We start from the raw sequence: 26,099 nt of genomic DNA, 5'->3' as shown, positions 1-26,099 counted from the left end.
TCGCCCGGTCAGGCCGGGGAACCGACCGTGCGGTACTCGGCCGGGTCGAACCGCGCCGTGCGGGCCTTGTACGCGTCGACCGTGCCCCACCAGTTGGTCACCACCCGCCCGCCTTCGCCGACGTACCAGCTCGAGCACCCGGTGGCGAACGCGCTGCGGGCGAGGTCCTGCTGCAGCCGGTCGTTGTAGGCCGCCACCACCTCCGGGCGCACGTCCAGGGCCGGGGCGTCCGGGCCGAGCCGCTCGAAGGCCTGCAGCAGGTAGTCGTACTGCGCCTCCAGCATGGCGATGATCGAGTTGTGGTTGAGGTTGGTGTTCGGCCCGTAGAGGATGAAGAAGTTCGGGAAGCCGGGCACCGCCATCCCGAGGTAGGCCTGCGGCGACTCGCGCCACGCCTGCTCGTGCAGGTCCGTCCCGCCACGGCCGGTGACGCGCAGCCCGTTGAGGAACTTCAGCGACTCGAACCCGGTCGAGTACACGATCACGTCCACCGGGTGCAGCGCGCCGGTGGCGTCCCGCACGCCGTCCGGCTCCACCCCGGCGACCCCCGCGGTCACGAGGTCCACGTTGGGCCGGGTGAACGCGGGCAGGTACTCGTCGCTGATGACGGGGCGCTTGCAGCCGAACGCGTAGCCGGGCCACAGCTTCTCGCGCAGCACCGGATCGGCGACCTGCGCCTCCAGGTGCTCGCGCGCGATCCGCACGGTCTCGCGCCCCACGTCCGAACCCGGCTCCAGCGCCCAGAACTGCCGCTCCCGTTCGGCGTACTGTTCGGCGCGGCTCTTGGCCAGCGCCTCCGGGTCCTCCCGGAACGCCCGCAGCTCCGCCTCGGTGTACGGGCGGTCCTCGCGGGGCAGCACGTAGGGCGCCGAGCGCTGGAACACGGTCAGTTTCGCCGCGACCGCGGCGATCTCCGGGATCAGCTGCGCGGCGCTGGCGCCGCTGCCGACGCAGGCGACTCGCTTGCCCGTCAGGTCGACGTCGTGGCGCCAGCGAGCGGAGTGGAAGGAAACCCCGGTGAACCGCTCGCGCCCGGCGATGCCGCGGTAGCTGGGTTCCGCCAGCTGCCCGCAGGCGGAGACGAACACGCGCGCGGTGATCGTGCCGCCGTCCGCGGTCGTCACCCGCCAGTGCAGGTCCGCCTCGTCCCAGTCCGCCGCGACGACCCGCGTGTTCAGCCGGACGTGCCCGAGGACGCCGGTGCGTTCGGCGAACTCCCGCAGCCGCGCGAACACCTCGCCCTGGCTCGGGTAGATCCGGCTCCAGTCCGGCGGCTCCTCGTCGAAGGAGTACCAGTACAGGTGCGACGGCACGTCGCACGCGCACCCGGGGTAGGTGTTGTCGCGCCACGTGCCGCCCACCTCCGCGGCCCGCTCCAGCACGAGGAAGTCGTGCTGCCCGCGGGCCTTGAGCCGGGCGCCGAGCCCCAGCCCGGCCACGCCCGCCCCCATCACCACCACGTCGTAGTCGGTCATCAGCACACCGCCTGTCAGTCGAAACGGGACGCGAGGAAGGCCGCCGCGGCGCTGAGCGCCTGCCTGCCTTCGTCGAGGAACGCGGCGAAGGTCTGCCACACGTGCGGCATCTCCGCCCGGATCTGCAGGTCCACGTCCACGTCGGCGCGCGCCGCGGCGGCGGCCAGGCCGACCGCGTCGTCCAGCAGGATCTCCGCCGTGCCTGCCTGGATCAGCAGGGGCGGGAGGCCGGTCAGGTCGGCGAACACGGGGCTGGCCAGCGGCGTGCGCGGGTCCTGCCCGCCGAGGTAGTCCGCGGCGCGGGTGCTCAGCGACCGCGCCGTGAGGGCCGGGTCGGCGCCGGCCTTGCTGATCAGCGAGCCGGCCGACAGGGTCAGGTCGGCCCAGGGGGAGAAGACCGCGGCCGCGGCGGGCAACGGCAGTCCCTCGTCGCGTGCGGCGACCAGCGTCGCGATCGCCAGCCCGCCGCCGGCGGAGTCGCCGGCCAGCGCGAGGCGGCCCGGGTCGATCCCCTGGTCCAGCAGGGCGCGGTAAGCCGCGAGCGCGTCGCCGACGGCCGCCGGGAACGGATGTTCCGGGGCGAGGCGGTAATCCGCGGCCACGGCCCGGCAGCCCGCCTGCGCAGCCAGCGCCGCGACCACCGCGCGTGCGCTGCGCGAGCTGCCCACGACGTAGGCGCCACCGTGCAGGTAGAGGATCGCGGCGTCGCGGGCCGCCCCGGCCGGCTCGGCGGCGAGGGCGGGCACCGCGCCGAGCCTGGTCTCGGACAGCCGCACGTCGTCGGGGACCGGGAGATCGGCGTGGATCGCCTCGAACATCCGCCGGGTCTCGGCGACCGGTCCGCCGATGTCGAGCGGGCCTTCACGGAGGTTCTTCTTCAGTTGCTCGAGCTGTTCCGAACTCACAGGGGAGCTCCTTGTCTTCTCCGGCGCTGTCCCGCCGACGGTACTGTCCTGAAAAGCGCAACACAAGTTCTTGTATCCAGGACACCGGTGGCTTAGCGTGAACGAGCACCACCTGGGGAAGGGAGGAGACTTCGTGCAGACACAGCAACCGCCGCCCACCGCGGAGACCGACTGCGAGGTGGCGGTCGTCGGGGCCGGGCCGGTGGGCATGACCGCGGCGGCGCTGCTGGCCGCCCGCGGCGTCCACGTGGTCGTCCTGGAGCGCGAACCGCGCACCAGCGACGAGCCGAAGGCGATCAGCATCGACGACGAGGCGCTGCGCGTGTACCAGTCGGCCGGGCTCGCCGGCCGTCTGCTGCGCATCATCGTGCCCGGCACCGGGACCAGGTACTACGACGCGACCGGCCGTCCCGTCTTCCACGCGGGCAGCCCGTGGCCGTTCCGGCACGGGTACCCGTTCAAGAACCCCTTCGCCCAGCCCGACCTGGAACGCGAACTGCACGGCCACCTCGTCGAAGCCCCGGGCGCCGAAGTCCGGATGAGCACGACGGTCACCGGCCTCGCCGGGTGCCCCGACGGCCGGACCGGGCTGCGGTGCCGGCAGGACGGCACGACGTCGCTGGTCCGGGCCCGGTACGTGCTGGGCTGCGACGGGGGCCGCTCCACCGTCCGCGAATTGCTGGGGATCGGCATGACCGGGCGCAGCCACGACGAGGTGTGGCTGGTGGCCGACGTGCTCGGCGACCACCACGACCAGCGGTACGGGATGCACCACGGCGATCCGGCGCGCCCGCACGTGATCGTGCCAGGGCGGGACGGCCGGTGCCGCTACGAGTTCCTGCTGCACCCGGGCGAAGGCAGCCCGGGACAGCGGCCGGACTTCGCGCTGGTGCGCCGCCTGCTGGCCCCCTACCGCGACATCGCGCCCGGCCAGGTCGAGCGGGCCGTGAACTACCGGTTCAACGCCGTGGTCGCCGACCGGTGGCGCGACGGCGCCGTCTTCCTGCTCGGCGACGCCGCGCACATGATGCCGCCCTTCGCCGGGCAGGGGCTCAACTCCGGCGTGCGGGACGCGGCGAACCTGGCCTGGAAGATCGCCGACGTGCTCGCCGGGCGGCTGGGCGAGTCCGCATTGGACACCTACGAGACCGAGCGGCGCCCGCACGTCGAGGCGACGGTCCGGCTCTCGGCCCGCTTGGGCCGGGTGGTGATGACGACCAGTCCCCGGCTCGCCCGGCAGCGGGACCGGCTCATCGGCGCCGCGATGCGCACCGAGCACGGCCGAGCGTACTTCGAGCACATGCGGTACCGCCCGCCGCACGTCTACACCGAAGGCCTGCTGGCGGGGGAACCCGGGCTCGCCGGGCGGATGATCGGCCAGCCGCGGGTGTTCGACACCGCCGCGCACCGCATCCGGTTGCTCGACGAGGTTCTCGGCACCGGGTGGGCCCTGCTCGGGGTCGGGGTCGATCCGGGGGAGGCGGCGGCGCTCGCCGGCCCGCTCGCGCCGGCCGTCGCGGAAGTGGCGGTGGACGACCGGATGCCGTCCACCCGGGGGCACCGCGTCCTCGTCGACGTCGACGGCGGGCTGGACGCCGAGCTCGCCGGCTACCGGGGCCGGGTCGTCCTGCTGCGGCCGGACCGGTTCGTCGCCGCCGCCTGGCGGCCCGCCGGGCCGCCCGCGCTGGCCGGCCCGCTGCGCCTGGCGCGCCGCCCCGTTCCCGAACCGGTCGCCTGACCATCCACAGTGGAGAGAGGAAGAAACCCGTGCCCACACCCGAACGCGTGATTCTCGCCGAGCCCGGCGCCGCGGGCAGCCTGCGCCGGACCGCGGTGTCCCACCTGGGCCTGCGTGTCCCCGACGTGGCGTCCACCACCGACTTCTACGGCCGGGTCCTCGGCCTGGTGCCGCACGACGACCTGCCCGGCGGCGGCCGGCGCCTGGGATGGGGGAGCGGCCACCACGTGCTCGACCTCCTGCCCGGCGAAGCGGGCCTGGACCACATCGCCTTCGAGGTCCGCGACCCGGACGGCCTGGCGGGACTGGAGAAACGGCTCACCGCGGCCGGTCACCACGTCAGCACGCTGGACGAGGCGTACCTGACCGAAGCGGTCACCGGTGAGCCGGGCCTGGTCTGCACCGACCCGGACGGCAACACGGTCCACTTCCACGGCCCGGTGCGCCGCGGCGGTGAGCACGCCGCCGACACCGGCCGCCGCCCGGTCAAGTACCAGCACGTCACCCTGTCCACGCGCGACGTCGCCGCGATGGCCGGGTTCTACGTGGGGATCGCCGGGTTCCGCATCTCCGACCAGCTCGCCGACGGCCGGTTCGCGTGGCTGCGCAGCGACCGCGACCACCACACCCTCGCCGTCGTCGCCGGCGGCCGGCCGGGACAGCTCGACCACTACTCCTACGACCTCGCCGAGTGGGCGGACTTCAAGGCCTGGTGCGACCGGCTGACCGACGAGGGCGTGGACGTGGTGTGGGGTCCCGGGCGGCACGGGCCGGGCAACAACCTGTTCGTGTTCTTCGACGATCCGGCGGGCAACCACGTGGAGCTGTCCGCGGAGATGGAGAAGTTCCACGACGACCGCGTCACCTACGTGCCGCGCCGGTGGGATCCGGTGCCGCGCAGCGTGAACCTGTGGGGCGGTCAGCTCGCGAGCTGGCGCACCACCTCGGAAGGGCAGTGAGGCGGCCATGCCGTACGCGACCTACGAATTCGGCGGCGCCCGGCGAGTCGGCCGGGTCGAGGGGGACCGGCTGGTCCCACTCGACGGGCTGTCGGAGCTGGGCCGGGACACCCCGTCCGACGTGCTGTCGGCGGCCCGCGAACGGCCCGCCGAGGCCGTCCCGATGGCCGCGGTGCGGGTGTGCCCGCCGGTGCCGAACCCGGACAAGATCGTGTGCGTCGGCCTCAACTACCACGCGCACGTCGGCGAAACCGGACGCGACCTGCCCACCTATCCGGTGCTGTTCACCAAGTTCGCCTCCAGCCTGATCGGCCCGTACGACGACATCGTGCTGCCGCCGGAGTCGCTCCAGGTCGACTACGAAGCCGAGCTGGCGGTCGTCATCGGGAAGGCGGGCCGGCGGATCCCGCCGGAGAAGGCCGTGGACCACGTGCTCGGCTACTGCGTGGCCAACGACGTCACCATGCGCGACTACCAGTACAAGACGCACCAATGGCTGCCGGGCAAGGCGTGGGACCGCTCCACGCCGCTCGGGCCGTACCTGGTCACCCCGGCCGAGGCGGATCTCACGGCCGCCCGCGTGACCACCGTGCTGGGCGGCCGCGAACTGCAGAGTTCGGACACCTCCCGGCTGATCTTCGGCATCCCCACGCTGATCGCGGCGATCTCGGAGTTCACCACGTTGCTCCCCGGGGACGTCATCCTGACCGGCACCCCGGGCGGCGTGGGTTTCCGCCGCGATCCGCAGGTGTTCCTGCGCGACGGCGACGAGATCACGGTGTCGGTCGAGGGGATCGGCACGCTCGTCAACCGGGTGCGCGCCGAGGGCTGACCGGTCAGCCGTTCATCAGGGCGAGGCGGCCGCCGATCTCGGCGGCCGCCGACCGCACCTGCTCCACGATCGGCGCCTCGCGCTTCTTCGGCACCCGCGACGCCAGGGCCGCGACGCTGATCGCGGCGACCACCCGGTCCTCGTCGTCCCGGATCGGCGCGGCGATGCCGAGCACGTCGGGGTCGAGTTCGCCGCGGGTGACGGAGAAGCCCTGCTCCCGGATCTCCGCCAGGCGCCGCATCACGGCGTCGACGTCGGTCAGCGTCGCCGGGGTGAACCGCTGCAGGGGCGCCGACTTCAGCACCGCGCGGGCCTCGTCCGGATCGCTCCACGCCAGCAGCACGAGGGCGGACGCGCCGGCGTTGAGCGGGAGGGTGCTGCCGCGTTCGTAGGACAGGCGGACGTGGTGCGCGGGTGGTTCCTCGCGGTCGACGCACACGACCAGCTCGCCGACGCGACGGGTCAGCAACACCGTTTCCCGCACCGCTTCGCTCAGCTTGGCCATCACCGGCGCGGCCGCCTCGGACAGCCCGTAGGAACGGCGCGCGATGCGGCCGAGTTCCAGCACGCGCAGGCCCAGCCGGAAGCCGCCGCCCGGAGCCTCCTCCAGGAACCGGCTGGCCACCAGGCTCTGCAGGTAGCGGTAGGCGGTGGAGCGGGCGACCTCCAGGCGGGCGGCGACGGCGGCGCCGGAGAGCACCCGCTCCTCGTCGGTGAACATCATCAGGATGTCGAGGGCGCGGTCGGCCGTAGAGTTGCGCTCCCGGTACGACCCGGTACGCGGTTGTCCTGACATGCGGACGACCATACCGCGTTTCAGGTCTTCGCGGGCTCCGGGTGGAGGCCGAGCAGCCGCGCGGTCTCCTCGACGCCGGCCACGCTCAGGTCGAGCTCCCGCGCGAGCCGGACCGTGCGCTCCACCAGCGGGAGGTTCCCCGGGCTCAGTTCGCCCTTGCGCAGGTACAGCGTGTCCTCCAGGCCGGCGCGCGCGTTGCCGCCCAGGGCGAGCCCCATCGCGGTCAGCCGCAGGTTCGCCCGGCCGATCGCGATCACCTGCCAGACCGCGCCCTCGGGCAGGCGCCGCACCATCGTCAGCAGGTTCTCCGGGGTGGCGGCCATCCCCCCGGCGACGCCCAGCACCAGGGAGAACTGCATCGGCTCGTCGTCGAGCAGGCCCTCGTCCCGCAGTCGCAGGCAGGCGTCCAGGTGGCCGGTGTCGTAGACCTCCAGTTCCGGTTTCACGCCCAGCTCCCGCATCCGGTCCGCGAGCCGCCGCACCGCGTCCGGCGGGTTGCGGAACTCGCCCGCCCCGAAACTCATGCTGCACGGGTTCAACGTCGCCATCCGGGGCCGCAGCTCGACCAGCGCGGCGCGCTCTTCGAACGGCACCGTCAGCCCCACCCCGGTGGAGAGCTGGACCAGGATCGGGCACCGCTGCGCGATGAGGTCCATCGTGCGGCGCGCGGTGTCCGGGTCGGCCGTCGGCCGTCCGTCGGCGTCGCGCAGGTGGATGTGCGCGACCGACGCCCCGGCCGAGTAGGCCGCGGCCACGGCGTCGGCGATCTCCTCCGGCTGCGTGGGCAGGTGCGGGTTGTCGGACTTGGTGGCGATCGGGCCGGTCGGCGCGACCGTGATCACGACGCTCACGAACAGTTCTCCTTCACTCGTGGAAAATCGCCACGGCGCGCGTCCATCCCGCGGACGCGGCGTGGATCTTGACCGGGAAGCAGGCGATGGAGAACCCGTCGGCGGGCAGGTCCTCCAGGCCGTGCAGCTTCTCCAGGTGGCAGTAGCCGATGTCGCGGCCCGCGCGGTGGCCCTCCCAGATCACCGACGGGTCCCGCTCGCGCGCGTAGCGCTGTGCCGTGTGGACGAACGGTGCGTCCCAGCTCCAAGCGTCGGTCCCGGTGAGCCGCACGCCGCGCTCCAGCAGGTACAGCGTCGCCTCCCGGCCCATGCCGCACCCGGCGGAGACGTAGTCGTCCTGCCCGTACCGGGCTCCGGCCGCCGTGTTGACCACCACGATCTCCAGCGGCCGCAGGTCGTGACCGATCCGCGCCAGCTCGGCCTCGACGTCGGCGGCGGTCGCCACGTACCCGTCGGGCAGGTGCCGGAAGTCCAGCTTCACCGCGGGCTGCAGGCACCACTCCAGCGGCACCTCGTCGATCGTGACGGCCCGCGCGCCACCGTCCATAGTGGACGCGAAGTGGTAGGGCGCGTCCAGGTGCGTGCCGTTGTGCGTGGTGACGCGCAGGCGCTCGATGGCCCAGCCTTCACCGTCGGGCAGGTCGTCCACCGTGGCCCCGGGGAAGTACGAGACCACCTCCTGCGCGGTCTCGGCGTGGGAGTAGTAGTCGATCTCGGGCAGCAGGCCCGGCGGGTCGGAGGCGATGCCCGCCCGCAGCGGCACCGACAGGTCGACGATCCTGGTCATGGAAGTCCTTTCTCAGCGGGCCAGACCGGCCCGGCCGGTCTCCCTCGTCATGGCGATCACGAGCAGGCCGAGCAGGGCGCACGCGGTGCCCCACAGCCCCGGTGCCGCGCCCCAGCCGGTCCACGCGACCAGTTGCCCGCAGAGGAACGGGCCGAGCCCGGCGGCCACGATGGTGCCGAGGTTGAAGCCGATCGACGTGCCGGTGTAACGGGTCCGGGCGGGGAACAGCTCGGCGAAGGTCGTGTAGACGGCGGCGGAGACGAACGGTTCGATCGCGGCGAACACCAGCACCACCGGCAGGATCACCGCCAGGCTGGAGGTCCCGTCGACGACGAGGAACAGCGGCAGCGACAGCACGGCGAACGCGGCGAACCCGGCACGCGCGATCGGCCGGCGCCCGCGCCGGTCGCTGACCTGCCCCATCACCGGGAACAGCGCCGCCGTCGCCAGCAGCACCACGCCGAGCAGGCCGTAGACGGTGGCCGGCCGGAAGTCCTTGACCTGCACCAGGTGGATGCCCAGGTACAGCTTGGCGAGAAAACCCGGGCCGAGGGTCGCGACGGTGAGCGCCCCGACCCGCAGCACGTCGGGCAGGTGCCCGCGCAGCACGTCCCGCACCGGGGTCCGGGTCCGCTCCGCCTTCGCCACGATCTCGGTGAACTGCGGCGAATCCTCCAGCCGCAGGCGCAGGAACAGGCACACGATCGTCAGCGGCAGGCACAGCAGGAACGGCAACCGCCAGCCCCAGTCGCTCAGCTGCTCCGCGGTCAGCACCGTGCTCAGCAGCGCGACGACGAGCGAGGCGACGCCGAACCCGAGGCCGATCCCGAGCGCGGGCAGGGACCCCAGCGCGCCGCGCCGCCGCGGCGGCGCCATTTCCACGATGTAGGTCTGAGCCCCGGTGAACTCGCCGCCCGCGGACAGGCCCTGCACCAGCCGCAGCACCAGCAGAGCCAGCGGAGCCACCAGCCCGGCCTGCGCGTAGGTGGGCAGCACGCCGATCAGCGTGGACGCGCCGCCCATCAGGAAGATGGTGGCCATCAGCACCGACCGCCGTCCGATCCGGTCGCCCAGCGCGCCGAACAGGATCCCGCCGAGCGGCCGCGCCAGGTAACCGCCGCCGAACACCGCGAGCGCGGACAGCGTCGAGGCCGCGGCGTCGCCGGAGGGGAAGAACAGCGGCCCGAACACGACCGCCAGGAAGCCGTAGATGGTGAACTCGTAGAACTCGACCGCGCTGCCGACGGTGCTGGCGACCGCGGCGCGGCGCAGCGCCACCGGCCTGCCGGTGGTGGACGTGGTGGTCATGGGATTCCTTCCTCGTTGAAGGCGGGGGAGAACGTCAGGAGCGGGCGGCCACCGCCGCGGGCAGGAGGCCGAGGCGCTGGGCGTTGCCGCCGGTGACGGCGGCGGTGGCGGCCGGGTCGAGCCCGGCGGCGCGCACCCGCGCGACCGGGTCGGCGACCCCCATGTCGAACGGGTAGTCCGAGCCGAGCAGCACCCGGTCCGCGCCGGCGGCGGCGACGAGGCCGCGCAGGGCGCCGGGGGTGTAGACGAGCGAGTCGAACCACAGCCGCGGCAGGTACGAACTCGGCGGCTCGGCGCACCCGCGCGCGTCCGGGCGGTGGTGCCAGGCGTGGTCGGCCCGCCCCAGGCACAGCGGCAGGTAGCCGCCGCCGTGCGCGGCGATCAGGCGCAGGCCAGGGAACCGGTCGAGCACCCCGCCGAACACCAGGTGCGACAACGCGACCGCGTGCTCGACCGGCTGCCCCACCGAGTTGGACAGGTACCAGCGGCCCAGCCGTTCGTCCAAAGTGCACCCCCAGGGGTGCAGGAACACCACCGCGTCCAGCTCGGCGGCCCGCTGCCACAGCGGGTCCAGCGCGCGGTCGGAGAGCTCCACGCCGGGGGCGTGCGAGGAGATCTCCACGCCCTTGAGCCCGTGCCCGAGCACGGCGTCGTCGAGCGCCGCGACCGCGAGGTCGGGGTGGCGCAGGGGCGCCACCCCCAGGCCGGCCAGCCGGTGCGGCGCCAGGGCGCAGTGCGCGGCGATCCCCGCGTTGGTGGTCGCGGCCATCTCGGCCGCCAGGCCCCGGTCGGCCCAGCCGTGGTACTGCGTCGGCACCACCGACACCACCTGGACGTCCACTCCGGACTCGTCCATCAGGGACAGCCGGGTGGTCACGTCGGTGAGCCGGGGCCGCCGCCGCACCGCCTGGTCCGCGCTGACCGCGGCGGACGCGGTGCCCGCGCGGCGCAGTTCCAGCTCGGTGTGCTCGCGGTAGCCGGGCCGTCCGGCGGCCAGTGCCTCGACGTCGTCCAGCCAGACGTGCGCGTGCACGTCCACAGTGGGCGGTCGGCTGTTCATCGGTGAGCCTCCAGGGAAGAGCGGGGACCCTGCCGATTCTTCGGCCGCGGGCATTCCGAAGGAAGCCAATACTTCCGATGCCGGTTATGGACGGACTCTATGCGTCCGGCCGCAGTCCGGTCAGGCAGCGCCGCAGCCAGGCGTGGCCGGGATCGTCGTCGTGGATCGGGTGCCACCAGAACGCCTCGACGAGCGGGATCGCGTCGAACGGGCACTCCAGGATCCGCAGTCCGGGCACGTCCGCGACCAGCGCGGCGACGCGTTCCTGCAGCAGCGCGATCGCGTCGCACGCGCGGACGAGCTGCGGCATCGCCAGGAACGACTCGGCCGTGGCGCACACCCGGGGCACCACGCCGAGCATCTCCATCTGCCGCCAGGCGGGCGCCCGGCCCAGCGGGTCGCCGAACGTCGCCACCCAGGGCAGCTCCCGCAGGTGGTCCATCGTCAGCCGGTCGCCGATCCGCGTGTTGGCCGCGGACGCCACGCACACCCAGCGGTCGGTGTAGAGGTCGATGTTGCGGGGCAGGTCGAGGTAGCCGTGCGGCATCAGCACGCCGTCGACCGTGCGGTAGAACTCGTCCTTGCGGCTGATGGATTCCGGGGTGACCGGCACGAACCGGATGCGCGCGCCGGGCGCCTCCCGCGCGACGCGCGCCACCAGGAGCCCGCCGACGACGCTGATGCCGTTGTCGGAGGACACGATGGTGAACTCGCGGCTCGTCTCGCCCGGGTCGAACTCGGCCTCGGCGCTGAACACGCGCTCGACGGCGGCCACGGCCACCCCGGTCAGCGGGCGCAGCTGCTCGGCGAACCGGGTGAGCACGTAGTGGTTGCCGGACCGCGTCAGCAGGTCGTCGCCGAAGTGCCGGCGCAGCCGGGCGAGCGCGCTGGACAGGGTGGGCTGGCTGCGGCCGAGGCGGATCGCCGCGCCGGTGACGCTGCGCTCGGCGAGCAGGGCGTGCAACGCGTGCAGCAGCGGCAGGTCCAGTCCGGACAGCCGCAGCTCGCCCTGGTCGGCAGGCTCCATCCCGGTTCCCTTCGCGCGATCGGCGGTCACCCCGGAATCGTAGGTCGCTCAGCTCCCGCGCCCGGCGGGCTCCGGCTGGGTGACGGCCGTGCGCCGGATGACGATCTCCCCGTCGGCTGTGGTCACCGCGACCGCGTAGAGGCCCGGCCGGTCGCCGTTGTACCTCAGCGGCAGCCCGGCCGCCTCCGGCCCGAGCCAGGCGACCATGTCCTCCCGGGTGCCGCCGACCTCCATCCACGCGATCCCCCGCGGCGTCACCGCGGACGGGCAGGGCTGCGCGGCCGGATGGACGCTCAGGTCGGGGAGGTGGAAGACGTTGGGCAGGCCGCGGCTCCAGCACGACACGGTGTCCGGGGTGCGGGCGGGCGCGCTGAGGCTGCCGTCCGGCCGCTGCCGCAAGCCCGTTTCGATGATGCCGGTGCCCAGGCGCGCGGCGACGGCTTCGAGTTCGGCGCGGGTGTCCACCCGCAGGCACCAGCCGAGGTAGACGTCGCCGCCGCGGATCTGCTCGTAGAACCAGCGGTCGGAGGCGTTGTGCTCGGGCGAGTAGGCGTCGATGACGCTTTCCACCTCGATGTACTGGTCCGGCCCGAGCGGGACGATCCGGTTGGCGATGCCCAGACCGGGGAACCAGCCGCCCTCGTACTGGCCCAGCCCGTGCGCCGCGCTCACCGTCCTGGCCGGCCGCATCCGCGTGAAGGGGGCCTGATTCTCGCCACCGACCACGTTTCCCTGGTACCCGCAACCTGTACGAGGGCACTGAGCGGCTCTGCCGGGAGGCTGCCCACCGCCACCGCCGGGCCGGGCCGGAGGTGGCCGATGGGCAGTTGCCACATCAGCGACAGGCTGGCGTAGATGCCCGCGGTGAGCAGGACGGTGCCTATGAGGGTGACGACCAGGCCGTTGCCGTTGATCGCGACGAGCACGCCGACCGCGGCGAGCAGCGCGCCCGCCGCCGAGTGCCACACCCGTTCGGCGCGCCGGTCGGAGTGGCGCGCCCAGAAGAGCGCGACGCCGATCGCGGGCAGGTAGACGAGCGCGGTCACCAGGCCGGTCTGCACGAGGCTCAGCCGGGTGTCGTAGGACTCGGCGAAACCGGCGATGATCAGCGGCAGGAACGCGGTCAGCGCGGCGAACCCGACCCACAGCAGCCCGGTCGCGAAGGCGAAGGTGAGCAGCCGCGCGTCCCGCAGCCGCCCGGTGAGGTCGGCGAGCCGGATGCGCGGACGGCCGCCCTCGGGCGGGGGCACCTCGGCCAGCACCGCCGCGCGCTCCTGCGGGGTGAGCCAGCGCGCCTTCTCCGGCCGGTCGGTCAGCCACACCAGCACGAGCAGCCCGATCAGCACCGACGGCAGGCCCTCCAGGATGAACATCCACCGCCACCCGGCGAGCCCGCCCAGACCGTCGGTGCCCTGCAGGATCACCGCCGACAGCGGCGTGCCGATCACCGCGTACAACGGCAGGCTCGCGATCACGCTGATCAGCCCGCGCCTGGCCGGGGCGAACCAGTAGGTGAGGTAGAGCAGCATGCCGGGCAGGAACCCGGACTCGGCGGCGCCGAGCAGCACGCGCAGGGTGATCAGCGAGCCCTGGCCCTGCACGAACCCGGTGCAGGTGGCGACCGCGCCCCAGCACACCATCAGCAACGCCAGCCACCGGCGCGGGCCGACCCGCTGCAGCGCCAGGTTGCTCGGGATCTGCAGCGCGATGTAGCCGGCGGAGAAGATGCCGGTGGCGAAACCGAACGCGGCCGCGGACAGCCCCAGGTCGGCGTTCATGGTCAGGGCCGCGGTGCCGAGGTTGACCCGGTCCAGGAACGCGGCCGTGTACATCAGCAGGACGAGCGGGACCAGGCGCCACGCGACCTTGCGCAGCGCCCGGCGCCGGACCTCGGGCGGGACCGCCGTGCCGGCGGCCGCCGTCGTCACCCGTTCCGCCCGGTGACTTCGAGCGACGGCGCCCAGCGGGGGATCTCGCTGGTGCCGGAGGGCAGCCGGATGCTCTTGCTGTAGCCGAATTCGTGCAGGGTTTCCAGCGCGTGCTCGCGGCCGTAGCCGCTCGCGCCGACCCCGCCGAACGGGGTGCCGGTGAAGGCGCGGTTGTAGTTGTTGACGAACACCATCCCGGCGCGCAGGGCGCGGCTGACCCGCAGGGCGCGCTCGGAGTCACGGGTGAACACTCCGGCGACCAGGCCGAAGTCGGTGCCGTTGGCGATGCTGACCGCCTCGGCCTCGTCCTGGAACGGGATCAGGGTGACGACCGGGCCGAAGATCTCCTCGGTGGCGATGCGCATGTCCCGCCGGACGCCGGTGAACAGGGTCGGCGGGACGTAGAAGCCGCCGGCCAGCCGCGGGTCGGCAGGCAGCGGCGCCTGGGCCGCGACCGTGGCGCCTTCGGCGATGCCGACGTCGATGTAGTCCAGGACCCGGCGGCGCTGGGCCTCGGTCACCATCGGGCCGACGTGGGTGCCGGGGTCCGCGCCGTCGCCGACCCGCAGCCGCGGCACGGCTTCGGCGTAGCGGCGCGCCACCTCGTCGTGGACGCCGGCCTGGACCAGGACCCGCGACGCGGCCGTGCACGCCTCGCCCTGGTTGAAGAACCCGCCTTCGATCGCCCACGGCAGGGCGCTGCCGAGGTCGGCGTCGTCGAAGACGATGAACGGGTTCTTGCCGCCGAGCTCCATCAGTGTCGGGGTGAGGTTGTCCGCGGCGGTCTTGATGACCGCGGACCCGGTGCTCGGCGCGCCGGTGAACGAGATCTTGCCGACGAGCTCGTGCCCGGCCAGCCGGGCCCCGATGCGGCCGGTGCCGGGCACGACGTGGACGACGTCGTCGGGCAGGATCGACTGGGCGATCTCCACGACGCGCAGCACCGACAGCGGCGCCTGCTCCGGTGGTTTGATCACCACCGCGTTGCCGACCGCGAGCGCGGGGGCCAGCTTGCCCGCCGCGTGCAGGGGCGGCCAGTTGAACGGCACGATCGCGGCGACCACCCCGTACGGTTCGAGGGTGGTGATGTCCAGCGTGCTGCCCGCGTCGCGGACCTGGTTCGGCATCGCCTCGCACAGGCTCGCGAACAGCTCGAAGATCGCGATGGCCGCCTCCAGGTCGAACTGGCGCGCCTGGGACAGCGGTTTGCCGTTGTCGGAGGTTTCCAGCGCCGCGATCTCGTCGGCGTTCTCGCGCACCGCCTGCGCGATCTTCCACAGCCAGCGGCCGCGTTCCCGCGGGCTGCGGGCCTTCCACGCGAAGTGCGCGTCGTAGGCCGCCTGGACGGCGAGGTCGGTCTCCTTGACCCCGGCGCCCTGCACGACCGCCACCGGTTCGCCGGTGGCCGGGTTCTCCACGGTGAACCGGTCGGCGTCGTCCGAAGAGGACCACCGGGTGCGGATCACGTCCCCTGGGCTGCTCGTTGTTGTCACGTCACGCTCCCATCTGGCTTCGTGCGACACATCGTGAGCCGGGCGCGATCCACAAGGAAGCCAATTCTGGCTATGCCGGAAATCGAGAGACTCTATGTGCGGAGGGTGCGGGCGGTCCGGGGAGGGTGGATGATGGCGGCACCATGCAGACCTGCTTCGACCACCCGCCCCGGGCCCTGTGCCGCGTCCAGGTGCGGCGCACCGGCACCGGGCTGGTGCTGTCGGTGCACGGCGAAGTGGATCTCGAGGCGATGCCGGTGCTCGAGGACGCGCTGGCGACGGCGCTGCGGGAGGCGCCCGGGGTGCTGGTGGTGGACCTGACCGGGGTCGGTTTCCTGGCGGCCTGCGGTCTCCGGGCCCTGGTCGAGACGCACCTGCGCGGCGGCACACGGCTGCGGATCGTGGCGGACGGCATCTCCCGGCGGGTTCTCGAGCTGAGCGGGCTGACCGGCACGCTCGCTGTCTACACCGACGTCGCGCACGCCGAGGCCGGCGTCGCTTGAGTTGCGGTTTTGGCGTCCGGCCAGCAGGGTGGTCGTCGGCGACCGTCTTGAGCAGACAGGACGGAGTTGGGGATGGTGACCACGCAGCCGATGTCGGAGATCTCGGAACCGCTGACGTTGGACCTCGAACCGGGCACGGTGCCGCCGCTGGTGGCGGTGCGGCGGTGGGCGGCCAGAGCGCTGTCGGATCTCGGGGAGGACCACCTCGTCGCTGTTCAGCTGGTCGCCACCGAGATCCTCACCAACGCCCACGAGCACGCGGGCGGCGCCGGGCAGCTGCGGCTGTGGCGGGAGCGCGACCCGTGCCGGATCCGCGTCGAGGTGGACGACCCCTCCCCGCGGCGACCGGAACTCCGCAGGCCGGACCCGGCCAGTCCGCGTGGCCGGGGCCTGGCGATGGTGGCCAAGCTGACCGGGGATTGGGGCAGCCGGCGCCGCGGCGACGGTGGGAAGACGGTGTGGGCGGCGATCGACTGCACGAGCTATCCGTGGGGCCGCTGCCCCTGACGCCGGGCCAGGCCAACCGCCTCACCCCGGGCTGGCCAACTGCCGTCGCACCATTTCGGTGATCCACCCCTTGAGCACTTCCAGGCGCTCGGCGATGCCGATGGGCGTGGTTCCGGTGCTCCGGTGGGGGCGGTCCGGGCGGCTCGGCCAGGCAACCGCGCCGCTGCCTCATCCCGAGCTCACCCCGGGCTGGCCTCCTGCCGTCGCACGATCTCCGTGATCCACGTCGGTGCGTAGGGGGATGTGCAGTTCGGTGGCGTGGGGTAGTCCTTGAGCACCTCCAGCCGCTCCCCGATGCCGATCGCCCGGTCCCGGTGCTCCGCGTGGGAGATCCCGATCTGCGCCAGGCAGTGGTTCATCGCCCACTGGAGGCGGTCCGGGGCGTCCTTCATCTCCGCCTCGATGACCTCCAGCAGCCTCCCCAGGTCGAGCCCCCCGGGCCGCTTCGCCACGCGGTCCGTCGTCAGCGCCCACCCGGCGCTCGCGACCACCGGGTCCGCGTCGGCGAGCCAGGACAGCCGCAGGTCCTCCGCGTGCGGGCTCTTCTTCACCACGTAGTTCACGAGCCAGTCGTGCACCTTCGGCGCCCGCGCCTCGCGCAGCATCGCGTCCAGCTCGGCGCGCTCGAACGCCCTCGGGCGGCAGATCAGCAGCGCCAGCAGCCGCGCGGCCGTGTCGCCCGTCGCCCACAGCTCGCGCGCCAGGTCGTGCTGCGTCTTCAGCCGCTTCGCGATCGCGCGCAGCTTGCCCAGGTTCACACCGTGGTCGTCACCGTGCTTCTCGTTGACCGCCCGCGCCTTCGGGTCCTCCAGCGCGGCCAGCTCGGCCATCACCTCCGCCACCATCACGCCACCCTACCGGCGCTGGTACACCCGGCGGCCCGCGAACCACGTCTCCTCGGCCCGCGTGCCGGCCAGCTGGTCGGCGGGCACGGCGAACGGATCGCGGTCGAGCACCACGAAATCGGCCGACTTGCCCGCCACCAGCGAACCGGTGACGTCGTCGACGCCCATCGCCCGAGCCGCGCCCAGCGTGTAGGCGTGCAGGGCCTCCTCGAGGGTGAGTGCCTGCTCCGGCCACAGCTCGCCGGGATGCGTGCCCGTCGGGTCGGCCCGCGTCACCAGTCCCTGGATGCCCGGCCACGGGTTCGGCGAGGGCACCACGGGCCAGTCCGAGCCGCCGGCGATCAGCACCCCGGCGTCGACCAGGTTCCGGTTCGGGTGCAGCTTCTCCGCCCGCTCCCGCGGCACGCACGCGCAGATCGCGTCGAAAATGACGCCGGGGAACCACAGCGCGGGCGACAGGTCGGCGGTCACCCCGAGTTCGGCCAGGCGCGGCACGTCCTCCTCGGCGACGTACTGGCCGTGCGCGATGTGAAACTTCGCGTCCTCGTGCCCGGCGGCGCGCACCGCGGCCACGGCGTCCAGCGTCATCCGCACCGACGCGTCCCCGGTGCAGTGGATCTTCGCCGACATCCCCTGCGCCGCCACCCGCAGCAGCCAGCCGGTCAGCTCGTCGGCGGTCATGGTGGTCTCGCCGCGCCAGGACGGGCCGTGCACGTCGTCGGGCAGGTACGGGCGCAGGAACGCGGCGGTCTTCGACGTCGGCACCCCGTCGAGGAAGATCTTGACGAAGTCCGGCCGGTGGTGGCCGCCGCGGTAGTCCTCCCGCAGGTCGATGAGGTCCTGCCCGAGCGGGTGGGTGCCGAAGATCTGGTCGTTGACCTGCAACGACGTCACCACCCACGCGTCCAGCCGCCCGGTGTCGTCGAGGTGCTTGAGCGCCCGCAGCATCGGCAGCGACGCGGCGGCGTCCTGGAAGGCGGTGATCCCGAACGAGTGCAGGATCTCGATGCCCCGCAGCGAAGCCCGGGCGTCCTGCTCCACATCGGACGGTGCCGACGCCGCGTACGCCCGCTCGACGGGGATCAGGGCGGACTCGATGAGCAGCCCGCTGTCCGCCGAAATTCCCGCGCGTTCCAGTGCGGCGGAGGACACCCAGCGGTTGTGGCAGCTGTCGTCACGCAGCAGCACCGGCCGTCCGCCGCAGGCCTCGTCGAGCGCCGCCAGAGCGTCCGAAGTGGACAACTCGGGAATGAGCGTGCTGCCCCATCCGCCGCCGACCACCCACCCGTCCGGCGGCAGCTCCGCCGACCACTTCCGGATGGCGCTCAGCAGGCCGGGCAGGTCCTCGGTGCCGTCGAACTGCAGCTCGAACAGGTCGGCCCGGCCCGCGGTCAGGTGGTGGTTGTGGACGTCGGCGAGCGCGGGCATCAGGAACGCGCCGCCGTGGTCGACGACCTCGCCGTCGTGAGCCGCCAGCAGGTCCTCGCCGCCGGCCGCGGTGATCACCCCGTCGGTGACGACGAGGACCGAGGCCTCCGGCCGCGCCGGGTCGAGCGTGCGGATGCGGGCGTTGCGGTGGATCTGAACGGACACGGGAATTCCTCCACTCAGTCGCAGCAGTGTGATCCGCGGGCCCGCGGCACGTCGAGGGCGGGGTTGCGGTCGAAGAACCCGACCGGCTTGAGCTTGAAGCCGGTGTAGTCGACCGGCATGATCGGCCAGTCCTCCGGGCGGGGGAAGTGCGTGAGGCCGAAGGTGTGCCACACGACGAGGTCCTGCCCGTCGAGGTCGCGGTCACCGGCCACGTAGGCGGGCAGCCCGGCACCGCCGGGGTGTTGGTTGACGAAGTCGCCGGCCGCGTAGCGCTGCGCCGGGTCATAACGGGTGACCCACAGGTGCTTGGTGGCGAACGTGGCGCGAGCGTGGATGGACGACGCGTCGTCCGCGAGCAGTTCCGGGTTGCCCTCCGGGACGAGCGCGTAGGCGACGGGATCGCCGAGCCGGTTGCGGGACTCCGGGTTGGTGATGTGCCAGATCCGGCCGCGGCGGTTGTCGGCGAGCCGCTGCGCTTCGGATTCCTTCCGCAGCGGCGTCTTGCGGAGCGTGAAGGCGTTGCCGCGCGGGTTGTCCGGCCCGATCGGCACCCGCTCCACGTCGACCTCTTCGACCAGGTTCGCGGTCCCGTCCACGGCCATGTCCAGCCGGGCGCTGAACAGGTGCTGGTGGTACGGGGCGCCGAGACCGGGTGCGAGTTCGGAGGCGTACGGGTAGCCCTTGCCGGGGTAGGCGGAGGTGAACACGACGCCGGTGGCCTTGGCCTCGCACTCGATGGTGCCGTCCAGGTAGAGGTACCAGTAGAAGCCGTAGTCGTAGTTGCCGATCGTGGTGAAGAACGAGATGACCATGCGGCGCTGGCGGCGGGTCTCCGCCGAGCCCGCCCAGAGGTCGGTGTGCTTCCAGAGGATCCCGTAGTCCTCCTCGTGCAGGCAGATCGCGTTGGGCAGGACGCGGGGGTGGCCGAACTCGTCGGCGATCACCGCGTCCAGGTAGGTGATCTCGCCGAGGCAGTCGCAGCCGAGTTCGAGCGCGTTGGCGTAGCGGCCGATGAGGTACTCGCCGGTGTCGAAGTAGTTCTGCCACGAGCGGATGGGGGAGGGGTCGGCGTAGGGCACGACCATCTCGGAGATCGAGGCGCGGCGCACGATCGGCCGGTCCCGGTCGCCGTCGCGGAACGAGATCTCGTGCAGGACAAGGCCTTCGCGGGCGTCGAACCCGATCCGCAGCGACCAGTTCTCCCACCGCAGCAGGTGCCCGTCGAGGGTGAAGCTGGGGCCGTCCGGTTGCGTGATCTCCAGCGGCTTCTGGGTGGTCCGAAGTGGACCGGTGACGGCCGGGTCGTCGAAGTTGCCCGGTTCGGCCGGGATAGGCACCGGGCCGAGGTCGATCACCCGGGTGACCTCCCTGGCCAGGACGTCGACGAACCCGACGAGCCCGTCGACCGGGTGCGCCCACGCGTGGTCCGCCGGGTGCTCCTGCACGAACGCCAGACCGCGCAGGATGCGCCGCCCGGTCTCTTCCGGGTAGTCGAACACCCCGGCCGACAGCGGCGCGACCCGCACCTTCGCCACGTCCAGGTCGCGGGCGGCCAGCGCCGCCAGCCACCGCTCGTCCTTCGCGAGCACCTCCTCGACCAGCGCGAACTCCTCGTCCAGCACGGGCAGCTGCCCGTCCACGGCCGGGTCGAGCGCGCGCCGCGCGACGACGGACTCCGCGGTGAGCGACACCAGCACGTCCTGACCGCCGGTGACGTCGTGCAGGAGGATCCGCGCCACGCGATCGGGGCGGTCGGTGTCCCTGGCGGGTTCTTCGAGGCCCAGGTAGACGACCCGGGCGGTGCCGGGGAGGAGGCCGGCGTCGGCGAGGACGCGGCGGGCGGTGGTGATCTCGTCGGCCGTCAACGGGTCGAGCGGGTGCGGAGGCATCGTCGGGCTCCTTTTTTCTCCACGTGTAGACGAAAGGGTGAGGCATCTTCGCCGCGAACGCAAGAGCCCGTTACCGTGAAGGCATGCCGAAGCAGGTCGACCACGCCCAGCGCCGCGCGGAGATCGCCAACGCCGCGTGGCGGGTGATCGCCGAGCGCGGCATCGACGCGGCCACCATGCGGGCCATCGCCGACGAGATGGGCATGGCCAACGGCGCGCTCAAACACTACTTCCCCGGCAAGAACGCCGTCATCCGCACGGCGTTCACCCGCGTGGTCGACAACACCGACGCCCGCGTGCGGGACCGGCTCGGCGACGCGACCGGGCTGGCCGCGCTCCGCGTGTTCTGCCACGAGGTCATGCCGGTCGAGGACGTCACCCGCCAGGAGGCCCGCGTCGTGCTGCCGTTCTGGCAGCGCGCGCTCGCCGACGCCGAACTGGAGTCGGTCTACGACGCCGCGATGACCGCCTGGCGCGAGCGGATCGGCGGGTTCCTCCGCGACGCCCGCGCCGCCGGTGAGGTCCGTACGCCCGTGCCGGACGAGGTCGTGGTCGAACAGCTGCTCGCCATGCTCAACGGGGTGCAGGCACTGGCGCTGCTCACCCCGGGCACGACCACGCCGGAGCTGCAGCGCCGGATGATCGACGCCTTCCTGGACGGGCTGGCGTAGGGGAATCCTTCAGCGGGCGACGGGAAACACCCAATGTCGCCCGGATCCTCCCGTGATTAGCGTTTTCCAGCAACGCTGGCGAAATCACGGGAGGCGTTCGTGCCGCTGGACGAAGACCTGTTGCCCGAAGCGCGGAAATCGTATCGTTACCAGTGGTACGTGGTGGCGATCTGCATGCTCGCCTACGTGTTCTCGTTCGTCGACCGGCAGATCCTGTCGCTGATGATCGAGCCGATCAAGCGCGACCTGCACCTCACCGACACGCAGTTCAGCCTGCTCAACGGGCTGGCGTTCTCCCTGCTCTACTCGGTGATGGGCCTGCCCATCGCGATACTGGCGGACAAGCGCTCCCGCCCGCTGATCATCTCCATCGGGGTCGCGTTCTGGAGCCTGGCGACCGCGGCCTCCGGGCTGGCGAAGAACTTCGTGCACCTGTTCCTCGCGCGGATCGGCGTCGGCGTCGGCGAGGCCGCGTTGTCGCCCGCCGCGTATTCCATGTTCAGCGACATGTTCCCGAAGAGCAAGCTCGGGCGCGCCTACGGCATCTACTCGCTCGGTTCGTTCATCGGCGGTGCCGCCGCGTTCATCATCGGCGGGTACGTCATCAACCTGCTGAAGTCGGTGGACGCGGTCACGCTGCCGCTGCTCGGCGAGGTGCGCGCGTGGCAGCTGACGTTCCTGATCGTCGGGCTGCCCGGGATCGTCCTGGCGCTGCTGGTGTTCCTCACCGTGCGCGACCCGCGCCGCCGCGGGCTCCGGCGCGACGCCGACGGCGGCGTGCAGAAGGTCGCGCTGCGCCACGTGATCGGGTTCCTGTGGCGGCACCGCCGCACGTTCGCGGCGCACTACCTGGGGTTCTCGCTCTACGCGCTGGTGCTGCTGGGGATGATGGCCTGGACGCCGGCGTTCTACATCCGCGCGTTTTCACTGACCTCCACCGAGGCCGGCTACCTGCTCGGCGTGGTGGTGCTGGTGGCCAACGGCAGCGGCGTGCTCTTCGGCGGCTGGCTGGTCGACCGGCTGGCGCGGCGCGGCCACACCGACGCGGCCATGCGGGCCGGGGTTATCGGCGCGCTGGGCATGACCGTCCCGGTCGTCGCCTTCACGCAGGTCGGCCAGCTGTGGCTGTCGCTGGCGCTGCTGGCCGTCGCGATGTTCTTCGCCTCCTTCCCGATGCCGGCCTCCACGGCCGCCATGCAGGTGCTCAGCCCCAACCAGATGCGGGCCCAGGTGTCGGCGATCTTCCTGCTGATCTCGAACCTCATCGGGCTCGCGCTGGGCACCACGCTCGTCGCGCTGGTCACCGACCGGGTGTTCGGCGACCCGAAGATGGTCGGCTCGTCACTGTCCATTGTCTACGGTCTCGCGTCCGTGCTCACGGTGCTGCTGCTGTGGCGCGGGTGCCGGCACTTCCGGCGCAGCGTCGCGGCGGAGCGCGCGGCCGGGGAACCCGCCGCACAACCGGAAGGAGTCAGCTGAATGAGGATCGCAGTGCTGGGCGGTGGCCACGGGTGCTGGGCCGCGGCCGCGGAACTGACCGAGAACGGCCACGACGTGCGGTGGTGGCGCCGCGACGCCGCCGCGCACCAGGCCCTCCGCGAGGCCGGCGCGATGACCGTCCGCGACCACCGCGGCACCCGGCAGGTGCGGGTGGGCGAGCTGGTCACCGACCTCGCCGAGGCGGTGCGTGACGCCGCCCTGATCGTCATCCCGCTGCCCTCGACCACGCACGCCGACCTGGCCGCCCGGCTCGCCCCGCTGCTCACCGACGGGCAGGTGGTGTTCCTGCCGCCGGGCACGCTCGGGTCGGTCCTGTTCGGCAAGGCGCTGGCGGAGGCGGGCAACCCGGCCGACGTCGCGTTCGCCGAGACCGGCACGCTGCCCTACCTGGCCCGGCGGCACGGCGCCACCGAGGTGGTGATCAGTGGTTATGCGACCCGGCTGCCCACCGGGGTGTTCCCGGCGCGGCTGGCGGCCAAGGCGTTCGACGTGGTGCGCGCGGCCTATCCGAGCGTCGAGGAGAGCGAGGACGGCCTCAGCGGGGCTCTGATGAACGCCGGGCCGGTGATCCACCCGCCGCTGATCCTGATGAACGCCGGGCCGCTGGAGCACTTCGAGGCGTGGGACATCCACAACGAGGGCACGCAACCCGCGATCCGGCGGGTCACCGACGCGCTGGACGGCGAGCGCATCGCGCTGCGGGAGGCGCTGGGCTACGGCGCGCCGCACTTCCCGCTGGCCGACCACTACGCCACCGACGGTGACGAGTGGATGTACGGCCGGGCCGCGCACGAGAAGCTCACCGACTCCGGCGACTGGCGGGAGAAGATCGACCTGCTGACCCACCGCTACATGCTGGAGGACACGCGGCTGGGGCTGTCGCTGCTGGTGTCGGTGGGCCGCTGGGCCGGGGTGCCGACGCCGGTCGCGGCCGGGCTGCTGAGCATCGCCTCGGCGGTCACCGGGCGGGACCTCTACGCGGAGGGCCGGACGCTGGAAAGCCTCGGGCTGGCGGAACTCTCCCGGCCGGAGCTGACGCGGCTGCTGCGGGAGGGTTTCACCTCGTGAGCGACGAGATCGCCGTCGTCGGGGCCGGCCGCATGGGGGAGGGCATCGCGCTCACCTGCCTCGCGGCCGGTTTTCCCGTTGTGCTGGCCGACGTCAAGGACCGCGCGGATGAAGAACGGCGCGAATACGCCGACCGGCTTCGCGCCCGGCTCGGGTCCGGAGTGACCGTGTGCGGGCGGGAGCCGGGCGCGCTGGCCGGTGCCTCGGTGGTGTTCGAGGCCGTGCCGGAGGTGCTGGAGATCAAGCGGGACGTGCTGGCCTGGGTTTGCCGCGAGGTCGCCGCGGACGCGGTGATCGCCTCGACCACGTCGACGTTCCTGGTCACCGAGATCGCCGGACTGGTCGAGCGGCCGGAACGGGCGGTCAACGCGCACTGGCTCAACCCCGCCGATGTCATGCCGCTGGTCGAGGTCAGCCGCAGCGACGAGACCGACCCGGCCGCGGTGTCCCGCCTGACCGGCCTGCTGGAGCGCCTCGGCAAGATCCCGGTGGTGTGCGGGCCCGCGGCAGGCTACATCGTGCCGCGGCTGCAGGCGCTGGTGATGAACGAGGCGGCCCGCATGGTCGAGGAGGGCGTGGCGAGCGCCGCCGACATCGACCTCGCCGTGCGCGCCGGGCTCGGCCCCCGGTTCTCGGTGCTCGGGCCGCTGGAGTTCATCGACTGGGGCGGCGGTGACATCCTGTACTACGCCTCCCGCTACCTGGCCGCCCAGCTCGGCGACCGGTTCCGGCACCCGGACGTCATCGAGGAGAACATGGCCGCCGGCCGCCGTGGTCTGCGGGACGGGACCGGCTTCTACACCTTCGACCCGGACGGCGTCCCGGCGTACCGCGCGGCGCGGATGCGGGAGTTCGCCGAACTGTTCCGCCTGCGGGAACCGGAGCTCCGGGCCGGCACGCCGGTGCCGGCCCGGTCCCCGTCAGGACGCGAGAGCCACAGCGGCGGTGGCCCGTCGCCGGTGCACGACCGCGACCACCAGCCCGAGGACGAACACGGCCGCGACGGACGCCAGTAGCACCGCGGCGGTCGCGCCCGAACCGCCGGTGAGCGTGCCGAAGTTGACGATCAGCAGCACGATCCCCGCCAGGATCAGGACCGCGGCCAGCGCCGGTGAGTACCGCGTGTGCCACGTGGACTCACCGCGCCGGTCGCGCCGGAACCAGGCGAGCACCGACACGCTGGTCAGCACGTACAGCACCAGCAGCCCGACGACCGACACCCCGCCGAACCACGAGAACAACGTCAGCACCGGGTCCATGCCCCGCGCCGCGAACGGCAGCACCAGCGCGGCCGCGACCACCGTCGAGGCCACGCCCGCGAGGTAGGGCGAGCCGTGCCGGTTGGTCCAGGCGAGGCGGCGCGGCAGGACCGCGTTCTCCGCCAGCGAGTGCAGGTACCGGTTGATGGCGTTGTGGAACGCGAGGACGCCGGCCAGCAACGACGTGGCCAGGATGATCCCGACCGCGTGCGCCGCCCAGCCGCCCAGCGTCGCCTGGATCGCGCCGGCGACCAGCCCGCTCGCCTCGCCCGCCCCGACCGCCTGGCCCGCGGCGTCCACAACGGACCCGGCGCCGTAGAAGCTGACCACCATCCAGGCCACGAAGGCGAAGAACACCGCCACGACCGCCACCGCGAGATAGGTCGCCCGGGGGATGGTGCGGCGCGGGTCGCGGGCCTCCGGCGCGTACAGGGCCGTCGACTCGAACCCGAACATCGACGCGACGGCGAAGGTGAACGCGACCCCGGGCGCCCCGGAGGCGATCGCCGACGGGCCGAACGTCGCGCCGAAGTCCAGGCCCTGCGGCCCGCCGCCGCGGGCGAACGTGATCACCGCGAACACCAGCAGGATGCCCATCTCCAGGCCGACCAGGCAGGCCAGGGCGCGGGCGCCGATCTCGATGTTCAGCCAGGCCCACGCCATGACGAGCACCATGGTCACCAGGCCGCACGCCCACCACGGCACGGAGATCCCGGCGTAGGCGGCGAGCAGGCCCGACACGGTGACGCCGTAGAGGCCGTACATGGCGGCCTGGACGGTGCAGTAGGCGAACAGGGCGACGAAGGCGGACGCGGTGCCGGTCGTCGTGCCGAGGCCGCGGCCGATGTAGGTGTAGAACGCGCCGCCGTCGGTCACGTTCCTGCTCATCGTGATGTAGCCGACGGCGAACAACGCCATCACCACCCCGACGAGCAGGAACGTGGCCGGGGCGGCCGGGCCGTTGCCGAGGGTGATCGCGATCGGCAGCGCGCCCGCGATCCCGGTGAGCGGCGACTGCGCCGACAGCACGAAGAAGACGATCGCCGCGACGCCGAGCGAACCCCGGCGCAGGGCGGTCCCGTGATCCGGTGTGGGGAGAGACATC

General features: G+C 72.8%; 24 protein-coding genes. 9 read left to right on the top strand and 15 right to left on the bottom strand.

All coding sequences use genetic code 11. The features are described 5' to 3' along the window. Positions 1–8: 8 nt before the first annotated feature. Positions 9–1,475: a flavin-containing monooxygenase gene (locus L2C96_RS03035; protein ID WP_237335013.1), complete on the bottom strand. Its 1,467-nt coding sequence runs from the start codon at positions 1,473–1,475 to the stop codon at positions 9–11. 14 nt (positions 1,476–1,489) lie between these two features. Next, positions 1,490–2,380: an alpha/beta hydrolase gene (locus L2C96_RS03030; RefSeq protein WP_237335012.1), complete on the bottom strand. Its 891-nt coding sequence runs from the start codon at positions 2,378–2,380 to the stop codon at positions 1,490–1,492. A gap of 133 nt (positions 2,381–2,513) precedes the next feature. Here L2C96_RS03030 and L2C96_RS03025 point away from each other — a divergent pair, with 133 nt between their 5' ends. From L2C96_RS03025 to L2C96_RS03015, 3 genes are read left to right on the top strand one after another with little or no spacing between them, the layout of a single operon-like run. Then, positions 2,514–4,118 carry a bifunctional 3-(3-hydroxy-phenyl)propionate/3-hydroxycinnamic acid hydroxylase gene (locus L2C96_RS03025; RefSeq protein WP_237335011.1) on the top strand — a complete coding sequence of 535 codons (1,605 nt, stop codon included), beginning with the start codon at positions 2,514–2,516 and terminating at the stop codon, positions 4,116–4,118. A gap of 29 nt (positions 4,119–4,147) precedes the next feature. Beyond that, positions 4,148–5,077: a VOC family protein gene (locus L2C96_RS03020; protein WP_237335010.1), complete on the top strand. Its 930-nt coding sequence runs from the start codon at positions 4,148–4,150 to the stop codon at positions 5,075–5,077. 7 nt (positions 5,078–5,084) lie between these two features. Then, positions 5,085–5,909 carry a fumarylacetoacetate hydrolase family protein gene (locus L2C96_RS03015; protein WP_237335009.1) on the top strand — a complete coding sequence of 275 codons (825 nt, stop codon included), beginning with the start codon at positions 5,085–5,087 and terminating at the stop codon, positions 5,907–5,909. 4 nt (positions 5,910–5,913) lie between these two features. On the opposite strand, the gene L2C96_RS03010 is transcribed toward L2C96_RS03015, so the two are convergent. The 9 genes from L2C96_RS03010 to L2C96_RS02970 all read right to left on the bottom strand — a co-directional run bounded on the left by L2C96_RS03010 (position 5,914) and on the right by L2C96_RS02970 (position 15,159). After that, positions 5,914–6,705 (bottom strand): IclR family transcriptional regulator, encoded by a 792-nt coding sequence (locus tag L2C96_RS03010; protein WP_027936048.1) that lies wholly within the window; start codon positions 6,703–6,705, stop codon positions 5,914–5,916. 20 nt (positions 6,706–6,725) lie between these two features. After that, a complete protein-coding gene (locus tag L2C96_RS03005) occupies positions 6,726–7,556 on the bottom strand; it encodes a beta-keto acid cleavage family enzyme (RefSeq protein WP_237335008.1) in 831 nt (276 codons plus the stop codon). A gap of 13 nt (positions 7,557–7,569) precedes the next feature. Further along, positions 7,570–8,343, bottom strand: a complete 774-nt coding sequence (locus L2C96_RS03000) for a cyclase family protein (protein ID WP_237335007.1) — start codon at positions 8,341–8,343, stop codon at positions 7,570–7,572. A gap of 12 nt (positions 8,344–8,355) precedes the next feature. After that, a complete protein-coding gene (locus L2C96_RS02995) occupies positions 8,356–9,651 on the bottom strand; it encodes an MFS transporter (protein ID WP_020419196.1) in 1,296 nt (431 codons plus the stop codon). A 34-nt stretch (positions 9,652–9,685) separates the two neighbouring features. Continuing rightward, positions 9,686–10,711 carry an amidohydrolase family protein gene (locus L2C96_RS02990; protein WP_237335006.1) on the bottom strand — a complete coding sequence of 342 codons (1,026 nt, stop codon included), beginning with the start codon at positions 10,709–10,711 and terminating at the stop codon, positions 9,686–9,688. Positions 10,712–10,808: 97 nt separating this feature from the next. After that, entirely contained in the window at positions 10,809–11,768 is a 960-nt protein-coding gene (locus tag L2C96_RS02985) for a LysR family transcriptional regulator (protein ID WP_020419198.1), read from the bottom strand. An 18-nt stretch (positions 11,769–11,786) separates the two neighbouring features. Next, a complete protein-coding gene (locus tag L2C96_RS02980; RefSeq protein WP_237335005.1) occupies positions 11,787–12,428 on the bottom strand; it encodes a VOC family protein in 642 nt (213 codons plus the stop codon). Further along, on the bottom strand, positions 12,407–13,666 hold the full coding sequence (locus tag L2C96_RS02975) for an MFS transporter (protein ID WP_237335004.1): 1,260 nt from the start codon (positions 13,664–13,666) through the stop codon (positions 12,407–12,409). Before L2C96_RS02975 ends, L2C96_RS02980 begins: the two co-directional genes overlap by 22 nt. Continuing rightward, positions 13,663–15,159: an aldehyde dehydrogenase family protein gene (locus L2C96_RS02970; RefSeq protein WP_237335003.1), complete on the bottom strand. Its 1,497-nt coding sequence runs from the start codon at positions 15,157–15,159 to the stop codon at positions 13,663–13,665. The genes L2C96_RS02975 and L2C96_RS02970 overlap by 4 nt, the downstream gene beginning before the upstream one ends. Before the next feature lie 143 nt (positions 15,160–15,302). On the opposite strand from L2C96_RS02970, the gene L2C96_RS02965 reads away from it, so the two are divergent. Further along, positions 15,303–15,662: an STAS domain-containing protein gene (locus L2C96_RS02965; protein WP_237335002.1), complete on the top strand. Its 360-nt coding sequence runs from the start codon at positions 15,303–15,305 to the stop codon at positions 15,660–15,662. Positions 15,663–15,734: 72 nt separating this feature from the next. Further along, positions 15,735–16,169, top strand: a complete 435-nt coding sequence (locus L2C96_RS02960; protein ID WP_020419203.1) for an ATP-binding protein — start codon at positions 15,735–15,737, stop codon at positions 16,167–16,169. 179 nt (positions 16,170–16,348) lie between these two features. Here the strand turns inward: L2C96_RS02960 and L2C96_RS02955 are convergent, their stop codons facing one another. The 3 genes from L2C96_RS02955 to L2C96_RS02945 are packed head-to-tail and all read right to left on the bottom strand — an operon-like array spanning position 16,349 to position 20,559. After that, a complete protein-coding gene (locus L2C96_RS02955) occupies positions 16,349–17,014 on the bottom strand; it encodes a DNA alkylation repair protein (RefSeq protein WP_020419204.1) in 666 nt (221 codons plus the stop codon). 9 nt (positions 17,015–17,023) lie between these two features. After that, positions 17,024–18,607 carry an amidohydrolase gene (locus tag L2C96_RS02950; RefSeq protein WP_020419205.1) on the bottom strand — a complete coding sequence of 528 codons (1,584 nt, stop codon included), beginning with the start codon at positions 18,605–18,607 and terminating at the stop codon, positions 17,024–17,026. A 14-nt stretch (positions 18,608–18,621) separates the two neighbouring features. Next, positions 18,622–20,559, bottom strand: a complete 1,938-nt coding sequence (locus L2C96_RS02945; RefSeq protein WP_255346854.1) for a primary-amine oxidase — start codon at positions 20,557–20,559, stop codon at positions 18,622–18,624. 20 nt (positions 20,560–20,579) lie between these two features. Between L2C96_RS02945 and L2C96_RS02940 the strand changes: the two genes are divergently transcribed. From L2C96_RS02940 to L2C96_RS44950, 4 genes are all read left to right on the top strand, one after another. Beyond that, complete coding sequence (locus tag L2C96_RS02940) at positions 20,580–21,167, top strand: TetR/AcrR family transcriptional regulator (protein WP_020419207.1); 588 nt, start codon at positions 20,580–20,582, stop codon at positions 21,165–21,167. 99 nt (positions 21,168–21,266) lie between these two features. Further along, entirely contained in the window at positions 21,267–22,646 is a 1,380-nt protein-coding gene (locus L2C96_RS02935; protein ID WP_020419208.1) for a spinster family MFS transporter, read from the top strand. Further along, entirely contained in the window at positions 22,647–23,735 is a 1,089-nt protein-coding gene (locus L2C96_RS02930; protein WP_237335001.1) for an NAD/NADP-dependent octopine/nopaline dehydrogenase family protein, read from the top strand. Next, a complete protein-coding gene (locus L2C96_RS44950) occupies positions 23,732–24,751 on the top strand; it encodes a 3-hydroxyacyl-CoA dehydrogenase NAD-binding domain-containing protein (protein ID WP_020419210.1) in 1,020 nt (339 codons plus the stop codon). Before L2C96_RS02930 ends, L2C96_RS44950 begins: the two co-directional genes overlap by 4 nt. Here L2C96_RS44950 and L2C96_RS02920 read toward each other — a convergent pair. Then, complete coding sequence (locus L2C96_RS02920; protein WP_020419211.1) at positions 24,656–26,098, bottom strand: APC family permease; 1,443 nt, start codon at positions 26,096–26,098, stop codon at positions 24,656–24,658. The genes L2C96_RS44950 and L2C96_RS02920 overlap by 96 nt on opposite strands. Position 26,099 lies beyond the last annotated feature (1 nt).

It is taken from the genome of Amycolatopsis tucumanensis (assembly GCF_021654135.1).
Classification (GTDB): domain Bacteria; phylum Actinomycetota; class Actinomycetes; order Mycobacteriales; family Pseudonocardiaceae; genus Amycolatopsis_E; species Amycolatopsis_E tucumanensis.
Note: the sequence above shows the minus strand (reverse complement) of the source record. Positions and strands in the feature narration are given on the sequence as shown.